Raw genomic sequence first — 17650 nt, 5'->3', positions numbered from 1 at the left:
GGAGAACATCATGAGCGCAACGAAAATCGGCGTTATCGCCCTCTTTTTACTCATGGCTATCGGCGGTATCGGCGGCGTCATGCTCGCGGGTTATACCTTCATTTTGCGTGCTGGCTAAGCCGCTGAACTAATCGTTCAAACAGGCGGTCAATGACGATCGCCGCCAGCGCGACCAGTAACGCCCCCTGAATGACATAGGCGGTATTAAACCCGCTCAGGCCGATAATGATCGGCGTGCCCAGCGTACTCGCCCCAACCGTAGAGGCAATGGTCGCCGTGCCAATATTGATGATTACCGAGGTGCGGATCCCCGCCAGAATGACAGGCGCAGCCAGCGGCAGTTCGACCTTTCGCAGCTGCTGGCCGCGGCTCATTCCCATCCCGCTGGCGATTTCCCGTACGCTTGCCGGGACAGACCCCAGCCCCGCCAGCGTCGCCTGTAGCACCGGCAGCACGCCGTAGAGGATCAGCGCAATAATCGCCGGCTGCTGGCCAAACCCCATCACCGGCACCGCGATTGCCAGCACGGCGACGGGCGGAAAGGTTTGTCCTACTGCGGCAATGGTTTCCACCAGCGGACGAAACTCCGCCCCGGCAGGTCGCGTGACCGCGATCCCCGCCCCGACGCCAATCAGCACCGCGATCAGGCTCGACACGCCGACCAGCCAGAAGTGGGCCAGCGCCAGCGCGACAAAGCTCTCCTGTTGGTAGACCGGACGCGGCAGTTCAGGAAACAGGCGAGCGAACAGCGCCTCGCTATGCGGCAAGCCTACCAGCATCAGCACAAATACGACGATAAGCCAGAGCAGCGGATCAGTCAGTCGTTTCATCACGCAACGTCTCCGAAAGCAGATCGCGAAAGTGCAGCGTACCGCAGGCAACGCCATGCTGGTTAACCACCGGTAAGATTTCCCGGTTATGCGCCACAAACAGGGAGAGCGCGTCGCGTAGCGTCATCGTTTCCGTTAACGCATCGCCGTCAGTGTGCTCATCACGCCGCACATAGTCGGCGACGTTACGCAGCGACAGCAGACGTACGCCCAGTTCGCTACGTCCAAAAAACTGGCGAACAAAATCATCGTTCGGCGCGGTCAACATCTGGAGCGGAGTGCCCTGCTGCACCACTTCGCCGCCGTCCATCAGTACCAGATGTTCCGCCAGGCGTAACGCCTCGTCAATATCGTGGGTCACCAGCACAATGGTTCGCCCGAGCAGGCGGTGAATACGGGTCATCTCCTGCTGTAATGCGCCACGGGTAACCGGGTCCAGCGCGCCAAACGGCTCATCCATCAGCAGCACCTGCGGGTCGGCGGCCAGCGCGCGCGCTACCCCCACCCGCTGCTGTTGCCCGCCGGACAACTGATGCGGATAGCGTTCCCGCAGCCCCGGCTCCAGACCCAGCAGCGCCATCAGTTCATCGACCCGATCGTCTCGTTTCTGTCGCGACCACTTGAGCAACTGCGGCACGGTGGCAATGTTTTGCGCCACGGTCCAGTGTGGAAACAGACCGATCGACTGAATGGCGTATCCCATACGTCGGCGAAGTTCGAGCAGCGGCAGAGAGCGGATCTCCTCACCGGCAAAGCGAATTCGTCCGCTGTCATGTTCCACCAGGCGGTTGATCATCTTCAGCGTGGTTGATTTTCCCGAACCGGAGGTGCCAATCAGCACCGAAAAACTGCCTTCTTTAAAATGCAGATTGAGATCGTTAACCGCTCTCTGCTCACCGAAGGTTTTACTCACGTGGTTAAATTCAATCATGATGGGTTACCTTCAGCAAAGCGCTCCCTAAGTCAAACAGCGCGTCAATCACTACCGCCAGCACAATCACCGGGATCACGCCAAGCAACACTAAATCGATGGCGCTGCTGAGCAGTCCCTGAAAAACCAACGCGCCGAAGCCGCCCGCGCCAATCAACGCGGCAATCACGGCCATCCCGACCGTTTGTACCATGACCACGCGCAGGCTGCGCAAAAATACCGGTAACGCCAGCGGCAACTGGACGTGAAAAAAGCGCTGGGCGGCGCCCATGCCCATCGCGCGCGCGCTTTCCAGCACGTCACGCGGCACCTGGTCCAGCCCGGCGACCACGCCGCGCACCAGCGGCAGCAGCGCGTACAGCACCAGCGCGATCAGTGCTGGCGTCAGACCGGTTCCCGCGACGCCCAACGATGAAAGCCACGGGAAGGCCTTTACCAGCCCGGCAAGCGGCGCAATTAACAGACCAAACAGCGCCACCGACGGAATGGTTTGGATCACGTTTAACACGGTAAACACCGGTCCCTGACGGGCAGCGGAAAAGTGGCACCAGATGCCCAGCGGCACGCCAATCGCCAGCGCAGGCAAAACGGTTCCCAGCAGCAGCGTCAGATGCTGCGCCAGCGCGTCGTCAAAGACGTCCTGCCGGTTGGCGTATTCTTTAAGCAGAGAAAGCGCGTCGAACGCGCCGGAAAACAGCAGCGCCAGCGGCACGATGGCGATCTGGGCATGCAGAACCCAGCGCCAGAGCGGCTGGACGGTGATTCTGCGAATCGCGTCGCTACATGCCAGCAGCCCTAACGCCAGCGCCAGCCACAGACCGCTTCCCAGGCTGGTCCGCGCCAACGGCGAGCCCGTTTCAGCCAGATGGCTGGCGGCTTTTCCCGCGCTCCAGAGCATCAGGATCACCAACAGTTGCGCAACAGCAAGCGTGAGCGCAGCGCCTCGTCTTCCCGGCACGAAGCACAGCGTGAGCAAGGCGCACCCGGCGCCCACCAGCAGCGAAACCGAACCGGGCCAGACTGCCCAGATCGGACGCCCCTCGCCAGAAACCAGTCGGTTAGGAGCATAGTTTACGAACGGCAGCGCGGCGGCAACTGCGGTGAGCGCCACCAGCAGCAACAGCACGCGGTTAATACTGACTTTTGCCACGTCACCCAGCCTTATTTCAGTCCTTTTACTTCACCCATCCCTTTTGCTTCAGGTAATCTGCGGCGACTTTTTTCGCGTCCAGCCCTTCCACGGCAATACTGGCGTTTAACTGCTGCAGGGTTTTCGCATCAAGGCTGGCGAATACCGGCTGCAGCCATTCGGCCATTTGAGGATAGTCTTTCAGCACTGCTTCACGCACTACCGGCGCAGGGGCATAGATCGGCTGAACGCCTTTCGGATCGCTCAGGGTTTGCAACCCCAACGCGGCCACCGGACCGTCCGTACCGTAAGCCATCGCCGCGTTTACGCCGGACGTTTGCTGTGCTGCCGCTTTGATCGTTACCGCGGTGTCGCCGCCCGCCAGCGAAAGCAGTTGATCCTGACTCAGTTTAAAATCGTAGGCTTTTTCAAAAGCGGGAAGCGCATCGGCGCGCTCAATAAATTCGGCCGAGGCGGCCAGCTTAAAGGTTCCGCCCGCTTTCAGGTAGCGTCCGAGATCGGCCAGCGAAGTGAGTTTATTTTTCTCAGCGACATCGCTACGCACTGCGATGGTCCAGGTATTATTGGCGGGCGCTGGCGTTAACCACACCAGCTTATGCTGTTCGGCATCGAGCTTTTTGACTTTCTCATAGCCCGCGTTGGCGTTTTTCCACGCCGGGTCGTTTTCATCTTTAAAGAAGAAGGCCCCGTTGCCGGTGTATTCCGGATAAATATCCAGTTCGCCGGAGGTGATTGCCCCGCGCACAACCGGAGTCGTGCCCAGTTGGACTTTATTGACCGTTTTAACGCCGTGGCTTTCCAGCACCTGCAAAATGATATTGCCGAGCAGAGCCCCTTCGGTGTCGATTTTCGACCCCACCGTCACCGGCGACGCCGCCTGCAGGGGTAAACTCACCGCCGCTAACAGCGCCAGCGAGCCCGCACAGATCTTTGAGAGTGTCATTATGCTTTCCTCATCCTTTTGCCGCCCTTTTCAGCGACTTGAGCAAAAAGCATAGTCGAAAAGTGTCTCTTTAACCGGAGAATTCAGTTTTTTCGCGCCAGCGCAAAAAAGAGAGACGGGATTACGCCCGCCTCTCGTCTCTGTTACAGCAGCTCAAATTCCCCTTGCTTGACCCGCGCTGAGTCTACGCCGATAAAGACGTTAAACTTGCCCGGTTCGGCATCATACTGCATTTGTTGATTCCAGAACTTCAGCGCCTCGACGTCAATCGGGAAACTGACGGTCTGAGTTTCCCCTGGTTTCAGGGTCACCTTCTTAAAGCCCTTCAGCGCTTTCACGGGACGACTCACAGAAGCCGTCACGTCCTGCAGGTACATCTGAATCACCGTCGCGCCTTCCCGTTTACCGGTGTTCGTCACCTGCACGCTCGCGGTTACGCTGCCGTCACGCGTCATGCTCGGGGCGGAAAGTTTGACGTCAGACACGGTAAACGTGGTGTAGCTCAGACCGTAGCCAAACGGATACAGCGGGCCGTTAGCCTCGTCAAAGTAGCGTGACGTGTATTTATTGGGTTTATCGGCGTTATACGGACGACCGGTATTAAGGTGGCTGTAGTAGACCGGGATCTGCCCGACGGAACGCGGGAAAGACATCGGCAGTTTACCGGACGGGTTGTAGTCGCCAAACAGCACGTCGGCAATGGCGTTACCGCCTTCGGTACCGGCAAACCAGGTCTCCAGGATCGCGTCGGCCTGTTGATTTTCTTTCACCAGCGCCAGCGGACGGCCATTCATCAGCACCAGCACCAGCGGCTTGCCGGTCGCTTTCAGCGCCGCGATCAGATCGCGCTGGCTCTGCGGAATAGTGATATCGGTCCGGCTGGAGGCTTCGTGCGCCATGCCCTGCGCTTCACCGACGACGGCAACCACCACGTCGGACTGTTTCGCCGCGTTCACCGCTTCGTCGATCATCGCTTTCGGCGTACGTGGATCCACCTTCACCGCTTCTTCGTACTGGTTGAGGAACGTGACGATGTCTTTATCGTCAGTGACATTCGCGCCTTTGGCGTAAACGATTTTTGCTTTATCACCCACGGCGTTCTGAATGCCGGTCAGTACGGTCACTGACTGATCCGCCACGCCCGCCGCGGACCAACTGCCCATCACGTCACGTTTGCTGTCTGCCAGGGGGCCTACCACCGCAATGGTGCCGGATTTTTTTAACGGTAGGGTTTCCAGACGGTTTTTTAGCAGTACCAGACTTTCGCGCGCCACTTCTCGCGCCTCTTTACGATGCAGGCGGCTTTCGGCGTTGGTGTCCGCCGGGTCAGACTCTTTCGGCCCCAGATGGCTGTACGGATCGTTGAACAGCCCCATATCATATTTGACGTTCAGCACATGACGGGCGGCGTCGTCCAGTTCCTCCATCGTCACCTTGCCGGATTTGATCAGCCCCGGCAGGTATTTGCTGTAATACTCGTCGCTCATGCTCATGTTAATGCCGGACTTGAGCGCCACGCGCACCGCATCCTCGGGATCGGCGGCGGTGCCGTGTTTTATCAGCTCTTTGATCGCGCCGTGGTCGGAAACGGTAATCCCCTTAAAGCCCCATTTGTCGCGCAGAATATCTTTTAGCAGCCAGGCATCAGACGTGGCGGGGGTTCCGTTCAGCGAGTTCAGCGCCACCATGACGGCGCCACTGCCCGCGTCCAGCCCCGCTTTGTACGGCGGCATATAGTCGTTGAACAGACGCTGTGGACTCATGTCGACGGTGTTGTACTCTTTGCCGCCTTCCACCGCGCCGTAGGCGGCGAAGTGCTTCACGCTGGTCATCACCGAATAGCGGTCCGCCGGGCTTTTACCCTGCATCGCTTCCACCATCGTCTTGCCCATGATCGATGTGAGATAGGTGTCCTCGCCAAAGCCTTCGGAAGCGCGTCCCCAGCGCGGGTCGCGGGAAACGTCGACCATCGGCGCCCAGGTCATATTCAGGCCGTCATCTGCCGCTTCATATGCCGACACGCGCCCGACGGTTTTCACCGCCTCAAGGTTAAAAGAGGAAGCCAGGCCCAGGCTGATGGGGAAAACGGTACGCTGACCGTGCAACACGTCATACGCGAAAAAGAGAGGGATCTTCAGGCGGCTCAGTTCCATCACCTGATCCTGCATTTTGCGGATATCCTGGCGGGTGACGGTATTGAAGATCGCCCCAACCTGTCCGTCCTTGATCATTTCACGGATCGCTTCTTTCGGGTTATCCGGGCCGACGCTAATCAAGCGAAGCTGACCAATCTTCTCATCAACGGTCATTTTGGTCAGGAGTTCAGTCACAAACGCATCCCGCGCTTCCGGCGTCAGCGGGTGGTTACCAAACAGATCTTCCGCCAGCGCTGGCTGCAACGCCAGACTCACCGCGACACCTACAGAACATAGCCATTTCATGTTGTTTCTCTCTTTCTCATTAGCCCGACGTGGCTGCGAAAATATAACAAAAACCGCACGTTGCCATAAGCCTAATTGGCCGCCACGCAGAAAGCGAAGGTTATTCTCTTAATTTTCGCCGCCGCTGATTCACAGACAGGGTAAATGAGTAAGCGCAGGGTCAGACAAAGCGCTATGCTTGAACGTGATATTTTGTCCCACCACAAGGAGTGGAAAATGTCTTCCCTGACAACAACTGATAATAAAGCCTTTCTGAATGAACTCGCCCGTCTCGTGGGTCATTCACACCTGCTGACTGAACCTGAGAAAACCGCCCGCTATCGCAAGGGCTTCCGTTCCGGCCAGGGCGATGCGCTGGCGGTGGTCTTTCCCGGCTCGCTGCTTGAACTCTGGCGCGTCCTTAACGCCTGCGTGAATGCAGACAAAATTATTCTGATGCAGGCCGCCAACACGGGCCTGACCGAAGGTTCAACGCCGAACGGCAACGACTACGATCGCGATATTGTGATTATCAGCACTCTGCGCCTCGACAAGCTGCATCTCCTTGGCAAAGGCGAGCAGGTGCTGGCCTGGCCGGGCACCACGCTGTATTCACTGGAAAAAGCGCTGAAACCGTTGGGGCGCGAACCGCATTCGGTCATTGGTTCGTCGTGCATTGGCGCCTCGGTGATTGGCGGCATCTGTAATAACTCCGGCGGCTCGCTGGTTCAGCGCGGCCCTGCCTATACCGAAATGTCGCTGTTTGCGCGTATTGATGAAAACGGCAAGCTCCAGTTGGTCAACCATCTCGGCATCGACCTTGGTCAAACGCCGGAGCAGATCCTCAGTCAACTGGACGATGAGCGCATCAAAGAAGAAAACGTGCGTCACGACGGGCGTCACGCCCACGATCACGACTACGTAACCCGCGTGCGCGATATCGAGGCTGACACGCCGGCGCGTTATAACGCCGACCCGGACCGCCTGTTTGAAGCCTCCGGCTGCGCCGGAAAACTGGCGGTGTTTGCGGTACGCCTCGACACTTTTGAAGCGGAAAAAAACCAGCAGGTGTTTTACATCGGCACCAATCAGCCTGACGTGCTGACCGAAATCCGCCGCCATATTCTGGCAAACTTTGAGAATCTGCCGGTCGCGGGCGAGTACATGCATCGTGATATTTACGATATCGCGGAGCAGTACGGTAAAGATACGTTCCTGATGATCGACAAGCTCGGTACCGACAAAATGCCGTTCTTCTTTACCCTGAAGGGCCGTACCGACGCAATGCTGGAGAAAGTGAAATTTTTCCGTCCGCACTTCACTGACCGCGCAATGCAGAAGTTCGGTCATCTGTTCCCCAGTCATTTGCCGCCGCGAATGAAAAGCTGGCGCGATAAATACGAGCATCATCTGCTGTTAAAAATGGCCGGGGACGGCGTGGCGGAAGCGCAAAACTGGCTGAGCGAATTCTTTAAAACCGCGGAAGGCGACTTCTTCGCCTGTACGCCGGAGGAAGGCAGCAAAGCATTCCTGCACCGTTTCGCGGCGGCGGGCGCGGCAATCCGCTATCAGGCAGTGCATGCCGATGACGTGGAGGATATTCTGGCGCTGGACATCGCCTTGCGTCGTAATGACACTGAGTGGTATGAACATCTGCCGCCGGAACTTGACAGCCAGTTAGTGCATAAGCTCTATTACGGACACTTTATGTGCTACGTCTTCCATCAGGATTACATCGTTAAAAAAGGCGTTGACGTACATGCGTTGAAAGCGCAGATGCTTGAACTGCTTCACCAGCGCGGCGCGCAGTATCCCGCCGAGCACAACGTCGGTCATCTGTACAAAGCGCCGGAGGCGTTGACCCGTTTTTATCGCGAAAATGACCCGACCAACAGTATGAATCCCGGAATTGGCAAAACCAGCAAGCAGAAATTCTGGAAAGACCCCTCTACCGGGCAAACCGTGTAAGCAGGCCCGCCGTGCAGGCTGGATCTGCTCGAAATATCGTGCAAAAGTAACGACATGTGCCGGAGCTATGACTCCGGCTTTTTATCCTGAAGGTGATAACCATGTCTGCTGCCGATACGCTTTCTGATGATGATATTGTGGTGCGCGACGCTTCGCCCGGCGACGTGGAGGCCATTTCCGCGCTGTACGCCTGGCATGTGCTGAATGGTCGCGCCTCTTTCGAAGAGATCCCCCCGACGGTAGAAGAGATGCGCCAGCGAATGCTCAAGGTCGCGCAGTATGGCCTGCCCTGGCTGGTGGCTTTGTATCGCGGCGTGGTGGTGGGCTATTGCTATGCCACTCAGTACCGCCCTCGCCCCGCCTACCGTTATACCCTGGAAGAGTCGATATACGTTGACGCCAGCATGACCGGGCGCGGTATCGGTAGCCTGTTAATGTCCACGCTCATCAGTCGCTGTGAAGCAGGCCCATGGCGGCAAATGGTGGCGGTGATCGGCGACGGGCACAATAACCCTGGCTCATTACGGTTACATAAAAAACATGGTTTTGAAATTGCCGGACAGCTTCGCAGCGTCGGCTACAAGAAAGGCGACTGGCGGGACACATTGATTATGCAGCGCCCGCTTAACGAGGGTGACTGGACGCTGCCGGAATAACGTTGATGTCGCCGGATGGCGGAGAACCGCCTTATCCGGCTTTCAGCTCAATCGTTTTGCGCGGTCTGCTGCGCCATCTGCGCGGCTTTTTGCTTTTTATAGCTTAATGCCGCCGCCGGAACCGGCATCACTTTGCCGGTCTCAATCCAGGTACGTAAACGGCTGGCGTCGGCAAAATGGGTATATTTGCCAAAGGCGTCCATCACGACCAGCGCCACCGGTTTGTGATTAATTACCGTACGCATCACCAGGCAGTGCCCCGCCGCATTCGTGAAGCCCGTTTTCGTCAACTGAATGTCCCAGTTGTCGCGGTACACCAGATGGTTGGTATTGCGAAACGGCAGGGTATACGCCGGGTTCGAGAAGGTCGCCATATCCTCACGCGTCGTACTCAGTTGTCCAATCAGCGGATACTGCTTGCTGGCAATCAGCATTTTGGTGAGATCGCGCGCGGTAGATACGTTGTGAATGGATAACCCGGTCGGCTCGACAAAACGCGTATGGGTCATGCCGAGCGCTTTCGCCTTCGCATTCATCGCCTTAATAAAGGCGTTATAGCCTCCCGGATAATGGTGCGCCAGGCTTGCCGCCGCGCGGTTTTCCGAGGACATCAGCGCCAGCAACAGCATGTTTTTACGACTGATCTCACTGTTCAGCCGCACGCGGGAATAGACGCCCTTCATTTCTGGCGTCTGGCTGATATCGATCTTCAGCTTCTCGTCCAGCGGCAGTCGCGCGTCCAGCACGACCATCGCGGTCATTAATTTGGTTATCGAGGCGATCGGGCGCACCCGATCCGGATGGTTCGAATAGATCACCTTATTGGTGTTCAGATCGACGATCATCGCGCTACCGGAGGCGATTTCCGGTTGGGAGGCCGCGGTCGTCGCCGCCGCTTTGGCCATCGCCTGCGGTGCAAAAGGCACCGCCAGCATTAACGCCAGGCTAAGAACAGAAACTCGGAATGTCAGCATGATGAGATTTCAGAAAATGATTCACACGTGTGATAACACGCACCGCTTGAGTGAGAATTTACTTAAGCTAGCGAAAGAATCATAGCGAGCTAATAACGTTGCCGCCATAAGAGAATCGTCAGGAAAGGCTGCATTGCTGGCTTTTACACCAACAATGCAGAGAATGACCTCAGAAGACCCGGTAACCGTATCCCCACAGAATAACGGTCAGCGCGAGCAGCACTTCCAGCACCAGCACGCCAATCGCCAGCGTCGAACTGGAGAAGCTCAGCCCCTCCTCCTTATTAATATTCAGGAAGGTTGGTATACCGAGATACAGCAAGTAACCGGTATAAAACAGCGCCACCGTTCCCACCAGCGCGCACAGCCAGACCAGCGGATACAACGCCACCACCCCACTCAGAAACAGCGGGGTCGCAACATAACCGGCAAACACCATACAGTGCGCCAGCGACGGGCGCTGCGGAAAGCTACGCGCCATCCACCAGATCACCCGTCCCATCACCGCCACGCCAGCGAGCATGACGGCGTAGAACAGCACAGCCAGCGCAAGCCCCGTTACCGGCGACAGCTTCAGCACGTTGCCGTCGCCAAAATTCCAGCCGATTTGCGTAGTGCCAATAAACGCGCAGATAACCGGAATCGCCGCCATCAGCAGTACATGATGGGTGTAGTGATGCGATACCGTTTCATTCTCGCTTTTGATCACCTGCATTTCACGATCGGGATGGGAAAACAACCCCCAGACATGGTTCATACCGCCCCCTTGTGTCAGTTCCGGCCCCTAACACCTCAAGTATAATTCGCTTTTCGATTATTTTATGTACAGTTCAGGAAATGTCAGGGCAGACGCTCCCCTCCTCCTTTTTCATTCAGCAACATAAATTCACAAGGTGTATGCTTAAACGTGCGGAGGTCATTCAGACATATGGATATAAACAGTCTTATTGCACAATACGGTTATGCCGCGCTGGTCATCGGTAGTCTGGCGGAAGGCGAAACTGTGACCTTGCTGGGCGGCGTCGCCGCTCATCAGGGATTACTGAAGTTTCCTTTGGTGGTATTGGCCGTCGCCGTAGGCGGCATGATTGGCGATCAGGTATTGTATTTGCTCGGGCGCCGCTACGGTGACCCGCTACTGCGCCGTTTATCCCGTCATCGTGACAAAATCCGCCAGGCGCAAAAGATGATCCAGCGTCGTCCATATCTGTTCGTCATCGGCACGCGCTTTATGTACGGTTTTCGCGTCATTGGCCCGCTGCTGATTGGCGCAAGCCATCTGCCGCCAAAAATTTTTCTGCCGCTGAATATTCTCGGGGCGCTGATCTGGGCGCTGATCTTCACCACACTCGGCTACGCGGGTGGTGAAGTCATTGCCCCCTGGCTGCACAGCCTTGATCACCATATAAAACATCTGGTCTGGCTGTTTCTTGCCATTGCGCTGGTGCTCGGCGTTCGCGGGTGGCTAAAACGCCGCAGCCGCCGCAAAGCCGACTAATACGAACGCTACTGCGGTGTAAACTGTGGATTGGCGAGCATAAATCCGCCGTCGACGATCAGCGACTGGCCGGTGGTGTAGCTTGCCCCGTCCGAACACAGCCACGCCACCAGGCTGGCAATTTCGCGCGTCGCCCCCATTCTGCCCAGTGGGATCGACGGTTCAGCGCCAGGCTTCACGTCGCTGTCGTCCATATCATTCATCGGGGTGGCGATGGCTCCCGGCGCCACGGCGTTGACCAGAATATTGTGTTTGACCAGCTCAAGCGCCATGGATTTGGTCAGCCCGCCAAGGGCGTGTTTCGCGGCGGTATAAGCGCTGGCCTCGGGCAGCGGCGTATGCTCATGTACCGAGGTGATATTGATAATACGGCCGCCCTCCCCCTGTTTTACCATCTGGCGAGCAGCCAGTTGGGAACAGAGAAATGCGCCGTCGACGTCCACCGTGAAAATCTGTCGCCAGTCGTCGAAGGGCATCTCAAGAAACGCGGCTTTGCGCATTGTGCCCGCATTATTCACCAACACGTCAATCCGGCCCAGCCGGGTAATCAGTTGCTCAAGCGCCTGTACCCCCGCAGGTAGCTGGCTGAGATCTAACTGGACGGTCTCAGCGCGAACGCCGTGCTTCATCACCTCTTGCGCTGTCGCGCGCGCGCCCTGTTCATCGGAATGCCAGGTGATGCCAATATCAAATCCCTGCTGCGCCAGATGCAGGGCGCAGGCTTTGCCGATACCTGAATCAGACGCGGTGACAATGGCCACTTTTCTCATAATATCTCCGGTTGAATCAAACTGAACCTTAAGAATCTGTCTCATCAGGCTCTAAGTATAGAAGCTCAGTCTGAGAGAGCCGGAAAGATCAGGAGTGCGGGTAGCCGCCGCCGAGCGCGCTGGTGAGCTGTACCGACGCGTCCAGCCACTGGCCCTGTAAAATCAGGCCGTTACCCTGTTCGCGCAGCGCCGGAATTTTCGCCTCGCTAACGCGGGAACCGGCAATAATCCCCGCCCTGAAGCGCGCTTCAGCCAGCGTTACCACCCGCCGGGCATCGTGCTCAATCTGCTGCTGATGGGCATTTTTTTGCGCCAGCGTTGCCACCTGGCTGGCGGCGCGTGCGACGTCATTTACCGCCTCCACCACCGCTTTGTTGTAATTCGCGATCGACAAATCGCTTTGCGCTTGGGCGATATCCAGATTCGCGTTCAGTCTGCCGCTGTCGAAAATCGGTAGCGTCAGCCCGGCGGTAACGCCCATCTGCTGCGCGGAGCTGCGGAACAGATCGCTTAAATGCAGCGCATCCTGTTGCAGAAAAGCCATCAGGTTGATATCAGGATAAAACGCCGCTTTCGCCGCCTCCACGCTGCTGAGCGACGATTCGATATACCAGTGCGCCGCCTGCAAATCTGCCCTGCGCGCCAGCAATTCATAGCCCAGGCGATCCGGCAGTCGGCTTTCCACGTTCGGCAGCGCCACCGGGTGAAGCGCCAGCGAGGTCGACTGGGCATTAATGAGCGCGCTGAGCCGCGCCTCTATGACCTTCATCTTTCCGGCAGCATCATTCAGTTGCTGTTGTGTTTTGCTGTCATTGATATCGGTTTCAACACCCTCGACCGAAGACGTTATCCCGTTCTGGTACAGCTGGCGATCGCTGTTAATAATATTGCGCTGTTCGTCTTCGATTTGCTGGAGCAGCGTGCTTAACGCCGCCTGCGTTTGCCATTCCCAGTACAACCGCGTGACGCTGCTTGCCAGCAACTGGCGGGTCTGCTCACGTTCCGCTTCCCGCGCTTTCACCGCGCCGATTCGCGCCGTCACTTCCGCACGATTTTTCCCCCATAAATCCAGATCCCAACCGGCGGTTAAGCCAAACGTACCGTTGGTATACCACGGTCCCGTGGTGCCTGCCGCAGGATCGGTCAGTGCGAACGGCCCCATTAACCCTTCCGCTGACATTTTCTGCCGCTCGAGATCCGCTGAAAAATCCAGTTGCGGACCGTCCTGGGTTTCAACCGCTTTCGCCTGCGCTTCCGCCAGTTGAATGCGTTGTTCAGCCACCTGCATATCCGGCGAGTGCAGCAGGGCGTGCTCAATCAGACCGTTGAGCTGGGGATCGTGATATACCTGCCACCATTGGCTTTCCGGCCACCCTTTTTTGAGTGACGCAGGCAGTGAGGCGTCAACGTGAGTCGCGGGGGTTTGCTGCGCCAGCGTCTGATGACTGTCATGCATGGGGGCGCATCCCGCCAGCAAAAGTGCAAAGGGGAAGCACGCTTTCACAGCGTGAAAAGAGTTACGATTCATGAAGAAGTTCTGCTTAGAAAGGGTGCGCGGAGCTTACCCGTTGTTGAATGCGGTTTTTTAGTTACGCGTGGCATAACATCTTTGGCAAATAACCGTCATATCCGGCAATGTATTTTTCAAATAAATATCATTAATGGGATTTATTTATCTGATTTATGTGTTTGTTATTTACGGACGATATCCCGGCGGCAGGTTGCAGAAGATTTCCTATACTTAATCTGAACTTACCAATAAGGGAACGGCAATGAAGATTTTACTGTGGGTGATTTTGATTATTTTTCTGATTGGGCTGTTGGTGGTCACCGGCGTGTTTAAGATGATTTTTTAACGGCTGCGCCGGGTAGCGACGCTTCGCTTACCCGGCCAGTTATCAGAGGGTTATCGCCTGGATCGCCCGTGCAATGTCCGGTGAATGATTTAACGCGCGGATGTGCTGAAAGAGAACGGTGGCTTCATCATATTCTTTACGCAGATACCCCAGCCACTGCTTGATGCGCGCCACATGATAAAGCCCGGTATCTCCCTGCTTTTCCAGACGGGTATATTTTTGCAGTAGCGCCACCACCTCCGGCCACGGCATCCGCGGCTGGTTGTATTTCACTACCCGGCTGAGGTTGGGAATATTCAGCGCGCCACGGCCAATCATTATCGCGTCACAGCCGCTTGCCGCCATGCAGGCCTGCGCGCTTTGCCAGTCCCAGATTTCCCCGTTGGCGATCACCGGAATGGTCAGACGCTGGCGAATCTCGCCGATGGCCTGCCAGTTGATGTGTTCGGCTTTGTAGCCCTGCTCTTTCGTGCGGCCATGCACCACCAGCTCACTGGCCCCGGCCTGCTGCACGGCGTCGGCGATCTCAAATTTTTTATCGCCGCTGTCCCAGCCGAGACGGACTTTTACCGTCACCGGCAGGTGGGCAGGTACCGCCTCACGCATCGCTTTGGCGCCCTGATAAATCAGCTCCGGATCTTTCAGAAGCGTCGCGCCGCCACCGCTGCCGTTAACCATTTTCGACGGGCAGCCGCAGTTGAGATCGACGCCGTAGGATCCCAGCTCAACGGCGCGGGCGGCGTTCTCCGCCAGCCACTGTGGATATTGACCCAGCAGTTGCACGCGCACCAGCGTCCCGGAAGGCGTTCGGCTACCGTTCATCAGTTCCGGACACAGGCGATGAAACACTTTTACCGGCAGAAGTTGATCCACCACGCGCACAAATTCGGTGATGCATAAATCGTAGTCATTCACTTCCGTCAGAAGCTCGCGTACCAGGGAGTCGAGTACGCCTTCCATCGGCGCCAGTAAAACACGCATAAGGTTATCCGCAAAAAAAGAGGCGCTATCATAGCGCCTCTCTGCGAGGATCAAAACCTTTTGCCGGATGGCGGTAAAACGGCTGCCCAGGCCGGTGATGAAGCACAGCGCTAGCGCGGCAGCAGACAGTTATCCTCTTTCCAGCCGTATAACCACTCCATGCCGCGATAAAATTCCGCCTGCGATTTGCCTTTCCACAGCAGATTACGCACCTGACGTTCGACGCCCGCGGCGTGGTAGACGCGCCCCATTTCACGGGTCGACCAGACAATTCGCGCCGTGCGCGGAATACGCACCGACTCATACAGCGCAAAGGCGCTTGCCGCATCGCCCTCGCATTTTTCCAGCGCTTTGCCGAGGGTCACCGCATCTTCCAGCGCCATGCATGCGCCCTGGGCCATATACTGCGCGACCGGGTGCGCGGCGTCACCGACCAGCGTAATGCGCTCCGTTCCCCATTTTTCCACCGGTTCGCGATCGGCGGTGGACCAGCGACGCCAGGAGGTGGGTTTGTCGAGCATCTGACGTGGACGAGGATGGATACCGGCAAAATACGAGAGCACCTCTTCTTTACTGCCGTCCTTCACACCCCACTCCTCCTGCTGACGGCTATGGAACGTCACCACCAGGTTGTACTGCTTGCCGCCGCGTAGCGGATAGTGAACAAGGTGACAGTGCGGCCCCGCCCACAGTACCGGCGCGTTAATGCGCAAATCTTCCGGCATATCGTCACAGTCAATCACCGCCCGGTAGACCACATGTCCGGTCACCCGCGGGGAATCCCCCAGCAGACTCTGGCGCACAACCGACTTCACGCCGTCACAGCCCACCAGAATATCGGCTGTCCAGCTGTTTCCCTGCTCATCAAATACCGTGACGTTGTCCGGCGTCTGGCGAATATCCACCACATTGGTGGACGTCCGGTATTCAACATCAGGATGGGTCAGCACCGCTTCCCAGACCGAGGCATGAATGTCGACGCGGTGAATCACGGCATACGGCCCGCCGAAATGGTCGCGAAACGCCTGGCCGGTTTCAATGCGGACAACTTCCTCCGCGTTTACCGCATCCATCATGGTGATATGGTCGGTAAATACCGCCCGCTGGCGCGCTACGTCGCCAACACCGAGGCTGTCCAGCGCCGAAAAGGCATTTGGACCAAGCTGGATGCCTGCGCCAATCTCGCCAATCTCGTGCGCCTTTTCCAGCAGCATCACCTTGATACCCTGGCGCGCCAGCGAAAGCGCGGTTGCTGCCCCGCCGATGCCGCCGCCAACGATAATTGCGCTCTTCACTTTAGCCATTGTCGTTCTCCTTCTCAGGCTGAGAGTTTATCTTGTTGATTTTCGGGCGCGGCGGCGATAAACGCCGGAAGCTGTGTGCAGGCTTCATACACCGCGTTGCAGCGCGGAAAGGCGCTTAAGTCACACCCCATACGCAGCGCGTTCGCCCACTGCGGGATCAAGCAACAGTCGGCAAGCGTTGGACGGTTTCCGACGCAGTACGACTGAGACTGGCTTTGACGCAACAACTGTTCAACAGCGCTCAGCCCCTGCTGGATCCAGTGCGCGTACCAGCGTTTTTTATCCTCTTCGCTGATCTTCAGTTCGTCAGTGAGATAGCGCAGCACCCGCAGATTATTCACTGGGTGAATATCACAGGCGATGGCGTAGACAATCTCCAGCACCTGGCTGCGCGCCGGATCGCTGGCCGGCAGCAGTGGCGACTGCGGGAAATGCCGGTCCAGCCAGTCGATAATCGCCAGCGACTGGCCAAGCGCGTCGCCGTCATCGGTCACCAGCGTTGGCACCAGCCCCACCGGATTCATCCGCCGGTAGGCCAGTTCATTTTGCTGACCGATGCGGATATTGACGCCCACCGTCTGGTAGTCGATACCTTTCAGCGCCAGTGCAATGCGCACGCGGTACGAGGCCGAACTATTGAAAAAACTGTACAGCTTCATGTCTCACCTCAGACAATCTTCACGGCGAGGGGGGTTAACCCGTCCACATTACCGGTGATCACATCGCCCTTCACCACTGCCCCCACCCCTTCCGGCGTGCCGGTAAAAATGAGATCCCCCGGTTGCAGTTCGAAAAAGCCGGACAGATAGCTAATGGTTTCGTTCACCGACCAGATGAGGTGGCGGATGTCGCTGCGCTGATGATCTTCGCCGTTGACCTGGAGCCAGATAGGCGCGGCATTAACGTCCGGCGCCTGGCTGGCTTTATGCAGCGGCGCGATGGGCGCAGAGAGATCGAACGCTTTGCCAATCTCCCACGGACGGCCCATCTGGCGCATTTCCATCTGCCGATCGCGGCGGGTCATATCCAGTCCGGTGGCATAGCCCCAGACATATTCATGGGCGTTTTCTAACGGGATATCACTGCCTTTTTTGCCTATCGCCACCACCAGCTCAATTTCATAGTGGTAATTGTCGGTTTGCGCCGGATACGGCAGTTCGAGCGTTTCACCTGCCGGCACCGGCACTACGGCATCGGCGGGCTTGCAGAAGAAGAACGGCGGCTCGCGATCCGGGTCGAAGCCCATTTCCCGGGCATGGGCGGCGTAGTTGCGTCCGACGCAATACACGCGGCGGACGGGGAAGCGTTCATCGCTGCCGACCACCGGTACGGTAACGGGCGCTTGCGGTTCAAATACATACTGAGTCAT

18 protein-coding genes are annotated in these 17650 nt (G+C 57.3%); 5 read left to right on the top strand and 13 right to left on the bottom strand.

Annotated elements, in window-relative coordinates:
- Window positions 1-10 precede the first annotated feature (10 nt).
- Window positions 11-118: a protein YohO gene (locus OGY07_RS09350; RefSeq protein WP_042284438.1), complete on the top strand. Its 108-nt coding sequence runs from the start codon at window positions 11-13 to the stop codon at window positions 116-118.
- On the opposite strand, the gene OGY07_RS09345 is transcribed toward OGY07_RS09350, so the two are convergent.
- From OGY07_RS09345 to bglX, 5 genes are all read right to left on the bottom strand, one after another.
- Window positions 99-830 carry an ABC transporter permease gene (locus tag OGY07_RS09345; protein ID WP_042284443.1) on the bottom strand — a complete coding sequence of 244 codons (732 nt, stop codon included), beginning with the start codon at window positions 828-830 and terminating at the stop codon, window positions 99-101. The two genes, OGY07_RS09350 and OGY07_RS09345, sit on opposite strands and share 20 nt — an antisense overlap.
- Window positions 814-1761 carry an ABC transporter ATP-binding protein gene (locus OGY07_RS09340; protein WP_211935539.1) on the bottom strand — a complete coding sequence of 316 codons (948 nt, stop codon included), beginning with the start codon at window positions 1759-1761 and terminating at the stop codon, window positions 814-816. Before OGY07_RS09340 ends, OGY07_RS09345 begins: the two co-directional genes overlap by 17 nt.
- On the bottom strand, window positions 1754-2920 hold the full coding sequence (locus OGY07_RS09335; RefSeq protein ID WP_042284449.1) for an ABC transporter permease: 1167 nt from the start codon (window positions 2918-2920) through the stop codon (window positions 1754-1756). The genes OGY07_RS09340 and OGY07_RS09335 overlap by 8 nt, the downstream gene beginning before the upstream one ends.
- Before the next feature lie 16 nt (window positions 2921-2936).
- Window positions 2937-3854 (bottom strand): glycine betaine ABC transporter substrate-binding protein OsmF, encoded by a 918-nt coding sequence (gene osmF, locus OGY07_RS09330; protein WP_042284451.1) that lies wholly within the window; start codon window positions 3852-3854, stop codon window positions 2937-2939.
- Between the two features lie 143 nt (window positions 3855-3997).
- Window positions 3998-6295, bottom strand: coding sequence for a beta-glucosidase BglX (gene bglX / locus OGY07_RS09325; protein ID WP_042284453.1), 2298 nt, complete (start codon window positions 6293-6295; stop codon window positions 3998-4000).
- A 216-nt stretch (window positions 6296-6511) separates the two neighbouring features.
- On the opposite strand from bglX, the gene dld reads away from it, so the two are divergent.
- Both dld and OGY07_RS09315 read left to right on the top strand, forming a co-directional pair.
- The gene (gene dld / locus OGY07_RS09320) at window positions 6512-8242 is read left to right on the top strand and encodes a D-lactate dehydrogenase (protein ID WP_060569309.1); all 1731 of its coding nucleotides are present in this window, start codon (window positions 6512-6514) and stop codon (window positions 8240-8242) included.
- A 101-nt stretch (window positions 8243-8343) separates the two neighbouring features.
- Window positions 8344-8898: a GNAT family N-acetyltransferase gene (locus OGY07_RS09315; RefSeq protein ID WP_042284457.1), complete on the top strand. Its 555-nt coding sequence runs from the start codon at window positions 8344-8346 to the stop codon at window positions 8896-8898.
- 47 nt (window positions 8899-8945) lie between these two features.
- Here the strand turns inward: OGY07_RS09315 and pbpG are convergent, their stop codons facing one another.
- Together pbpG and OGY07_RS09305 are read right to left on the bottom strand one after the other, a co-directional pair.
- Window positions 8946-9872 (bottom strand): D-alanyl-D-alanine endopeptidase, encoded by a 927-nt coding sequence (gene pbpG / locus OGY07_RS09310; protein ID WP_205613030.1) that lies wholly within the window; start codon window positions 9870-9872, stop codon window positions 8946-8948.
- Between the two features lie 169 nt (window positions 9873-10041).
- Window positions 10042-10629, bottom strand: a complete 588-nt coding sequence (locus OGY07_RS09305) for a Yip1 family protein (protein WP_042284461.1) — start codon at window positions 10627-10629, stop codon at window positions 10042-10044.
- A 171-nt stretch (window positions 10630-10800) separates the two neighbouring features.
- Between OGY07_RS09305 and OGY07_RS09300 the strand changes: the two genes are divergently transcribed.
- Window positions 10801-11370 carry a DedA family protein gene (locus tag OGY07_RS09300; RefSeq protein ID WP_286600120.1) on the top strand — a complete coding sequence of 190 codons (570 nt, stop codon included), beginning with the start codon at window positions 10801-10803 and terminating at the stop codon, window positions 11368-11370.
- An 8-nt stretch (window positions 11371-11378) separates the two neighbouring features.
- Here OGY07_RS09300 and OGY07_RS09295 read toward each other — a convergent pair whose 3' ends face one another.
- Together OGY07_RS09295 and mdtQ are read right to left on the bottom strand one after the other, a co-directional pair.
- On the bottom strand, window positions 11379-12140 hold the full coding sequence (locus tag OGY07_RS09295; protein WP_042284467.1) for an SDR family oxidoreductase: 762 nt from the start codon (window positions 12138-12140) through the stop codon (window positions 11379-11381).
- An 88-nt stretch (window positions 12141-12228) separates the two neighbouring features.
- Window positions 12229-13668, bottom strand: coding sequence for a multidrug resistance outer membrane protein MdtQ (mdtQ, locus tag OGY07_RS09290; RefSeq protein ID WP_199956698.1), 1440 nt, complete (start codon window positions 13666-13668; stop codon window positions 12229-12231).
- Window positions 13669-13912: 244 nt separating this feature from the next.
- Here mdtQ and yohP point away from each other — a divergent pair, with 244 nt between their 5' ends.
- Window positions 13913-13996 carry a small membrane protein YohP gene (gene yohP / locus OGY07_RS23465; RefSeq protein ID WP_015572324.1) on the top strand — a complete coding sequence of 28 codons (84 nt, stop codon included), beginning with the start codon at window positions 13913-13915 and terminating at the stop codon, window positions 13994-13996.
- 42 nt (window positions 13997-14038) lie between these two features.
- Here the strand turns inward: yohP and dusC are convergent, their stop codons facing one another.
- The 4 genes from dusC to OGY07_RS09270 form a co-directional block, all read right to left on the bottom strand.
- A complete protein-coding gene (gene dusC, locus OGY07_RS09285) occupies window positions 14039-14977 on the bottom strand; it encodes a tRNA dihydrouridine(16) synthase DusC (RefSeq protein ID WP_042284470.1) in 939 nt (312 codons plus the stop codon).
- A gap of 110 nt (window positions 14978-15087) precedes the next feature.
- Window positions 15088-16281 (bottom strand): 3-hydroxybenzoate 6-monooxygenase, encoded by a 1194-nt coding sequence (locus OGY07_RS09280; RefSeq protein ID WP_286600116.1) that lies wholly within the window; start codon window positions 16279-16281, stop codon window positions 15088-15090.
- A gap of 14 nt (window positions 16282-16295) precedes the next feature.
- Entirely contained in the window at window positions 16296-16940 is a 645-nt protein-coding gene (gene maiA, locus OGY07_RS09275; protein ID WP_042284474.1) for a maleylacetoacetate isomerase, read from the bottom strand.
- 8 nt (window positions 16941-16948) lie between these two features.
- A complete protein-coding gene (locus OGY07_RS09270; RefSeq protein ID WP_042284475.1) occupies window positions 16949-17650 on the bottom strand; it encodes a fumarylacetoacetate hydrolase family protein in 702 nt (233 codons plus the stop codon).

Source organism: Citrobacter sp. Cs237 (assembly GCF_030332325.1).
In the GTDB taxonomy this organism is placed as follows: domain Bacteria; phylum Pseudomonadota; class Gammaproteobacteria; order Enterobacterales; family Enterobacteriaceae; genus Citrobacter_A; species Citrobacter_A sedlakii.
This window is presented reverse-complemented; position numbering and strand designations above follow the sequence as displayed.

Bases quoted from the DNA above. Each gene is read 5' to 3' on its own strand.
- OGY07_RS09350 (WP_042284438.1), top strand. From the start codon at position 11: ATGAGCGCAACGAAAATCGGCGTTATCGCCCTCTTTTTACTCATGGCT.
- OGY07_RS09345 (WP_042284443.1), bottom strand. From the start codon at position 830: ATGAAACGACTGACTGATCCGCTGCTCTGGCTTATCGTCGTATTTGTG.
- OGY07_RS09340 (WP_211935539.1), bottom strand. From the start codon at position 1,761: ATGATTGAATTTAACCACGTGAGTAAAACCTTCGGTGAGCAGAGAGCG.
- osmF (WP_042284451.1), bottom strand. From the start codon at position 3,854: ATGACACTCTCAAAGATCTGTGCGGGCTCGCTGGCGCTGTTAGCGGCG.
- bglX (WP_042284453.1), bottom strand. From the start codon at position 6,295: ATGAAATGGCTATGTTCTGTAGGTGTCGCGGTGAGTCTGGCGTTGCAG.
- dld (WP_060569309.1), top strand. From the start codon at position 6,512: ATGTCTTCCCTGACAACAACTGATAATAAAGCCTTTCTGAATGAACTC.
- OGY07_RS09315 (WP_042284457.1), top strand. From the start codon at position 8,344: ATGTCTGCTGCCGATACGCTTTCTGATGATGATATTGTGGTGCGCGAC.
- pbpG (WP_205613030.1), bottom strand. From the start codon at position 9,872: ATGCTGACATTCCGAGTTTCTGTTCTTAGCCTGGCGTTAATGCTGGCG.
- OGY07_RS09305 (WP_042284461.1), bottom strand. From the start codon at position 10,629: ATGAACCATGTCTGGGGGTTGTTTTCCCATCCCGATCGTGAAATGCAG.
- OGY07_RS09300 (WP_286600120.1), top strand. From the start codon at position 10,801: ATGGATATAAACAGTCTTATTGCACAATACGGTTATGCCGCGCTGGTC.
- OGY07_RS09295 (WP_042284467.1), bottom strand. From the start codon at position 12,140: ATGAGAAAAGTGGCCATTGTCACCGCGTCTGATTCAGGTATCGGCAAA.
- mdtQ (WP_199956698.1), bottom strand. From the start codon at position 13,668: ATGAATCGTAACTCTTTTCACGCTGTGAAAGCGTGCTTCCCCTTTGCA.
- yohP (WP_015572324.1), top strand. From the start codon at position 13,913: ATGAAGATTTTACTGTGGGTGATTTTGATTATTTTTCTGATTGGGCTG.
- dusC (WP_042284470.1), bottom strand. From the start codon at position 14,977: ATGCGTGTTTTACTGGCGCCGATGGAAGGCGTACTCGACTCCCTGGTA.
- OGY07_RS09280 (WP_286600116.1), bottom strand. From the start codon at position 16,281: ATGGCTAAAGTGAAGAGCGCAATTATCGTTGGCGGCGGCATCGGCGGG.
- maiA (WP_042284474.1), bottom strand. From the start codon at position 16,940: ATGAAGCTGTACAGTTTTTTCAATAGTTCGGCCTCGTACCGCGTGCGC.
- OGY07_RS09270 (WP_042284475.1), bottom strand. From the start codon at position 17,650: ATGACTCAGTATGTATTTGAACCGCAAGCGCCCGTTACCGTACCGGTG.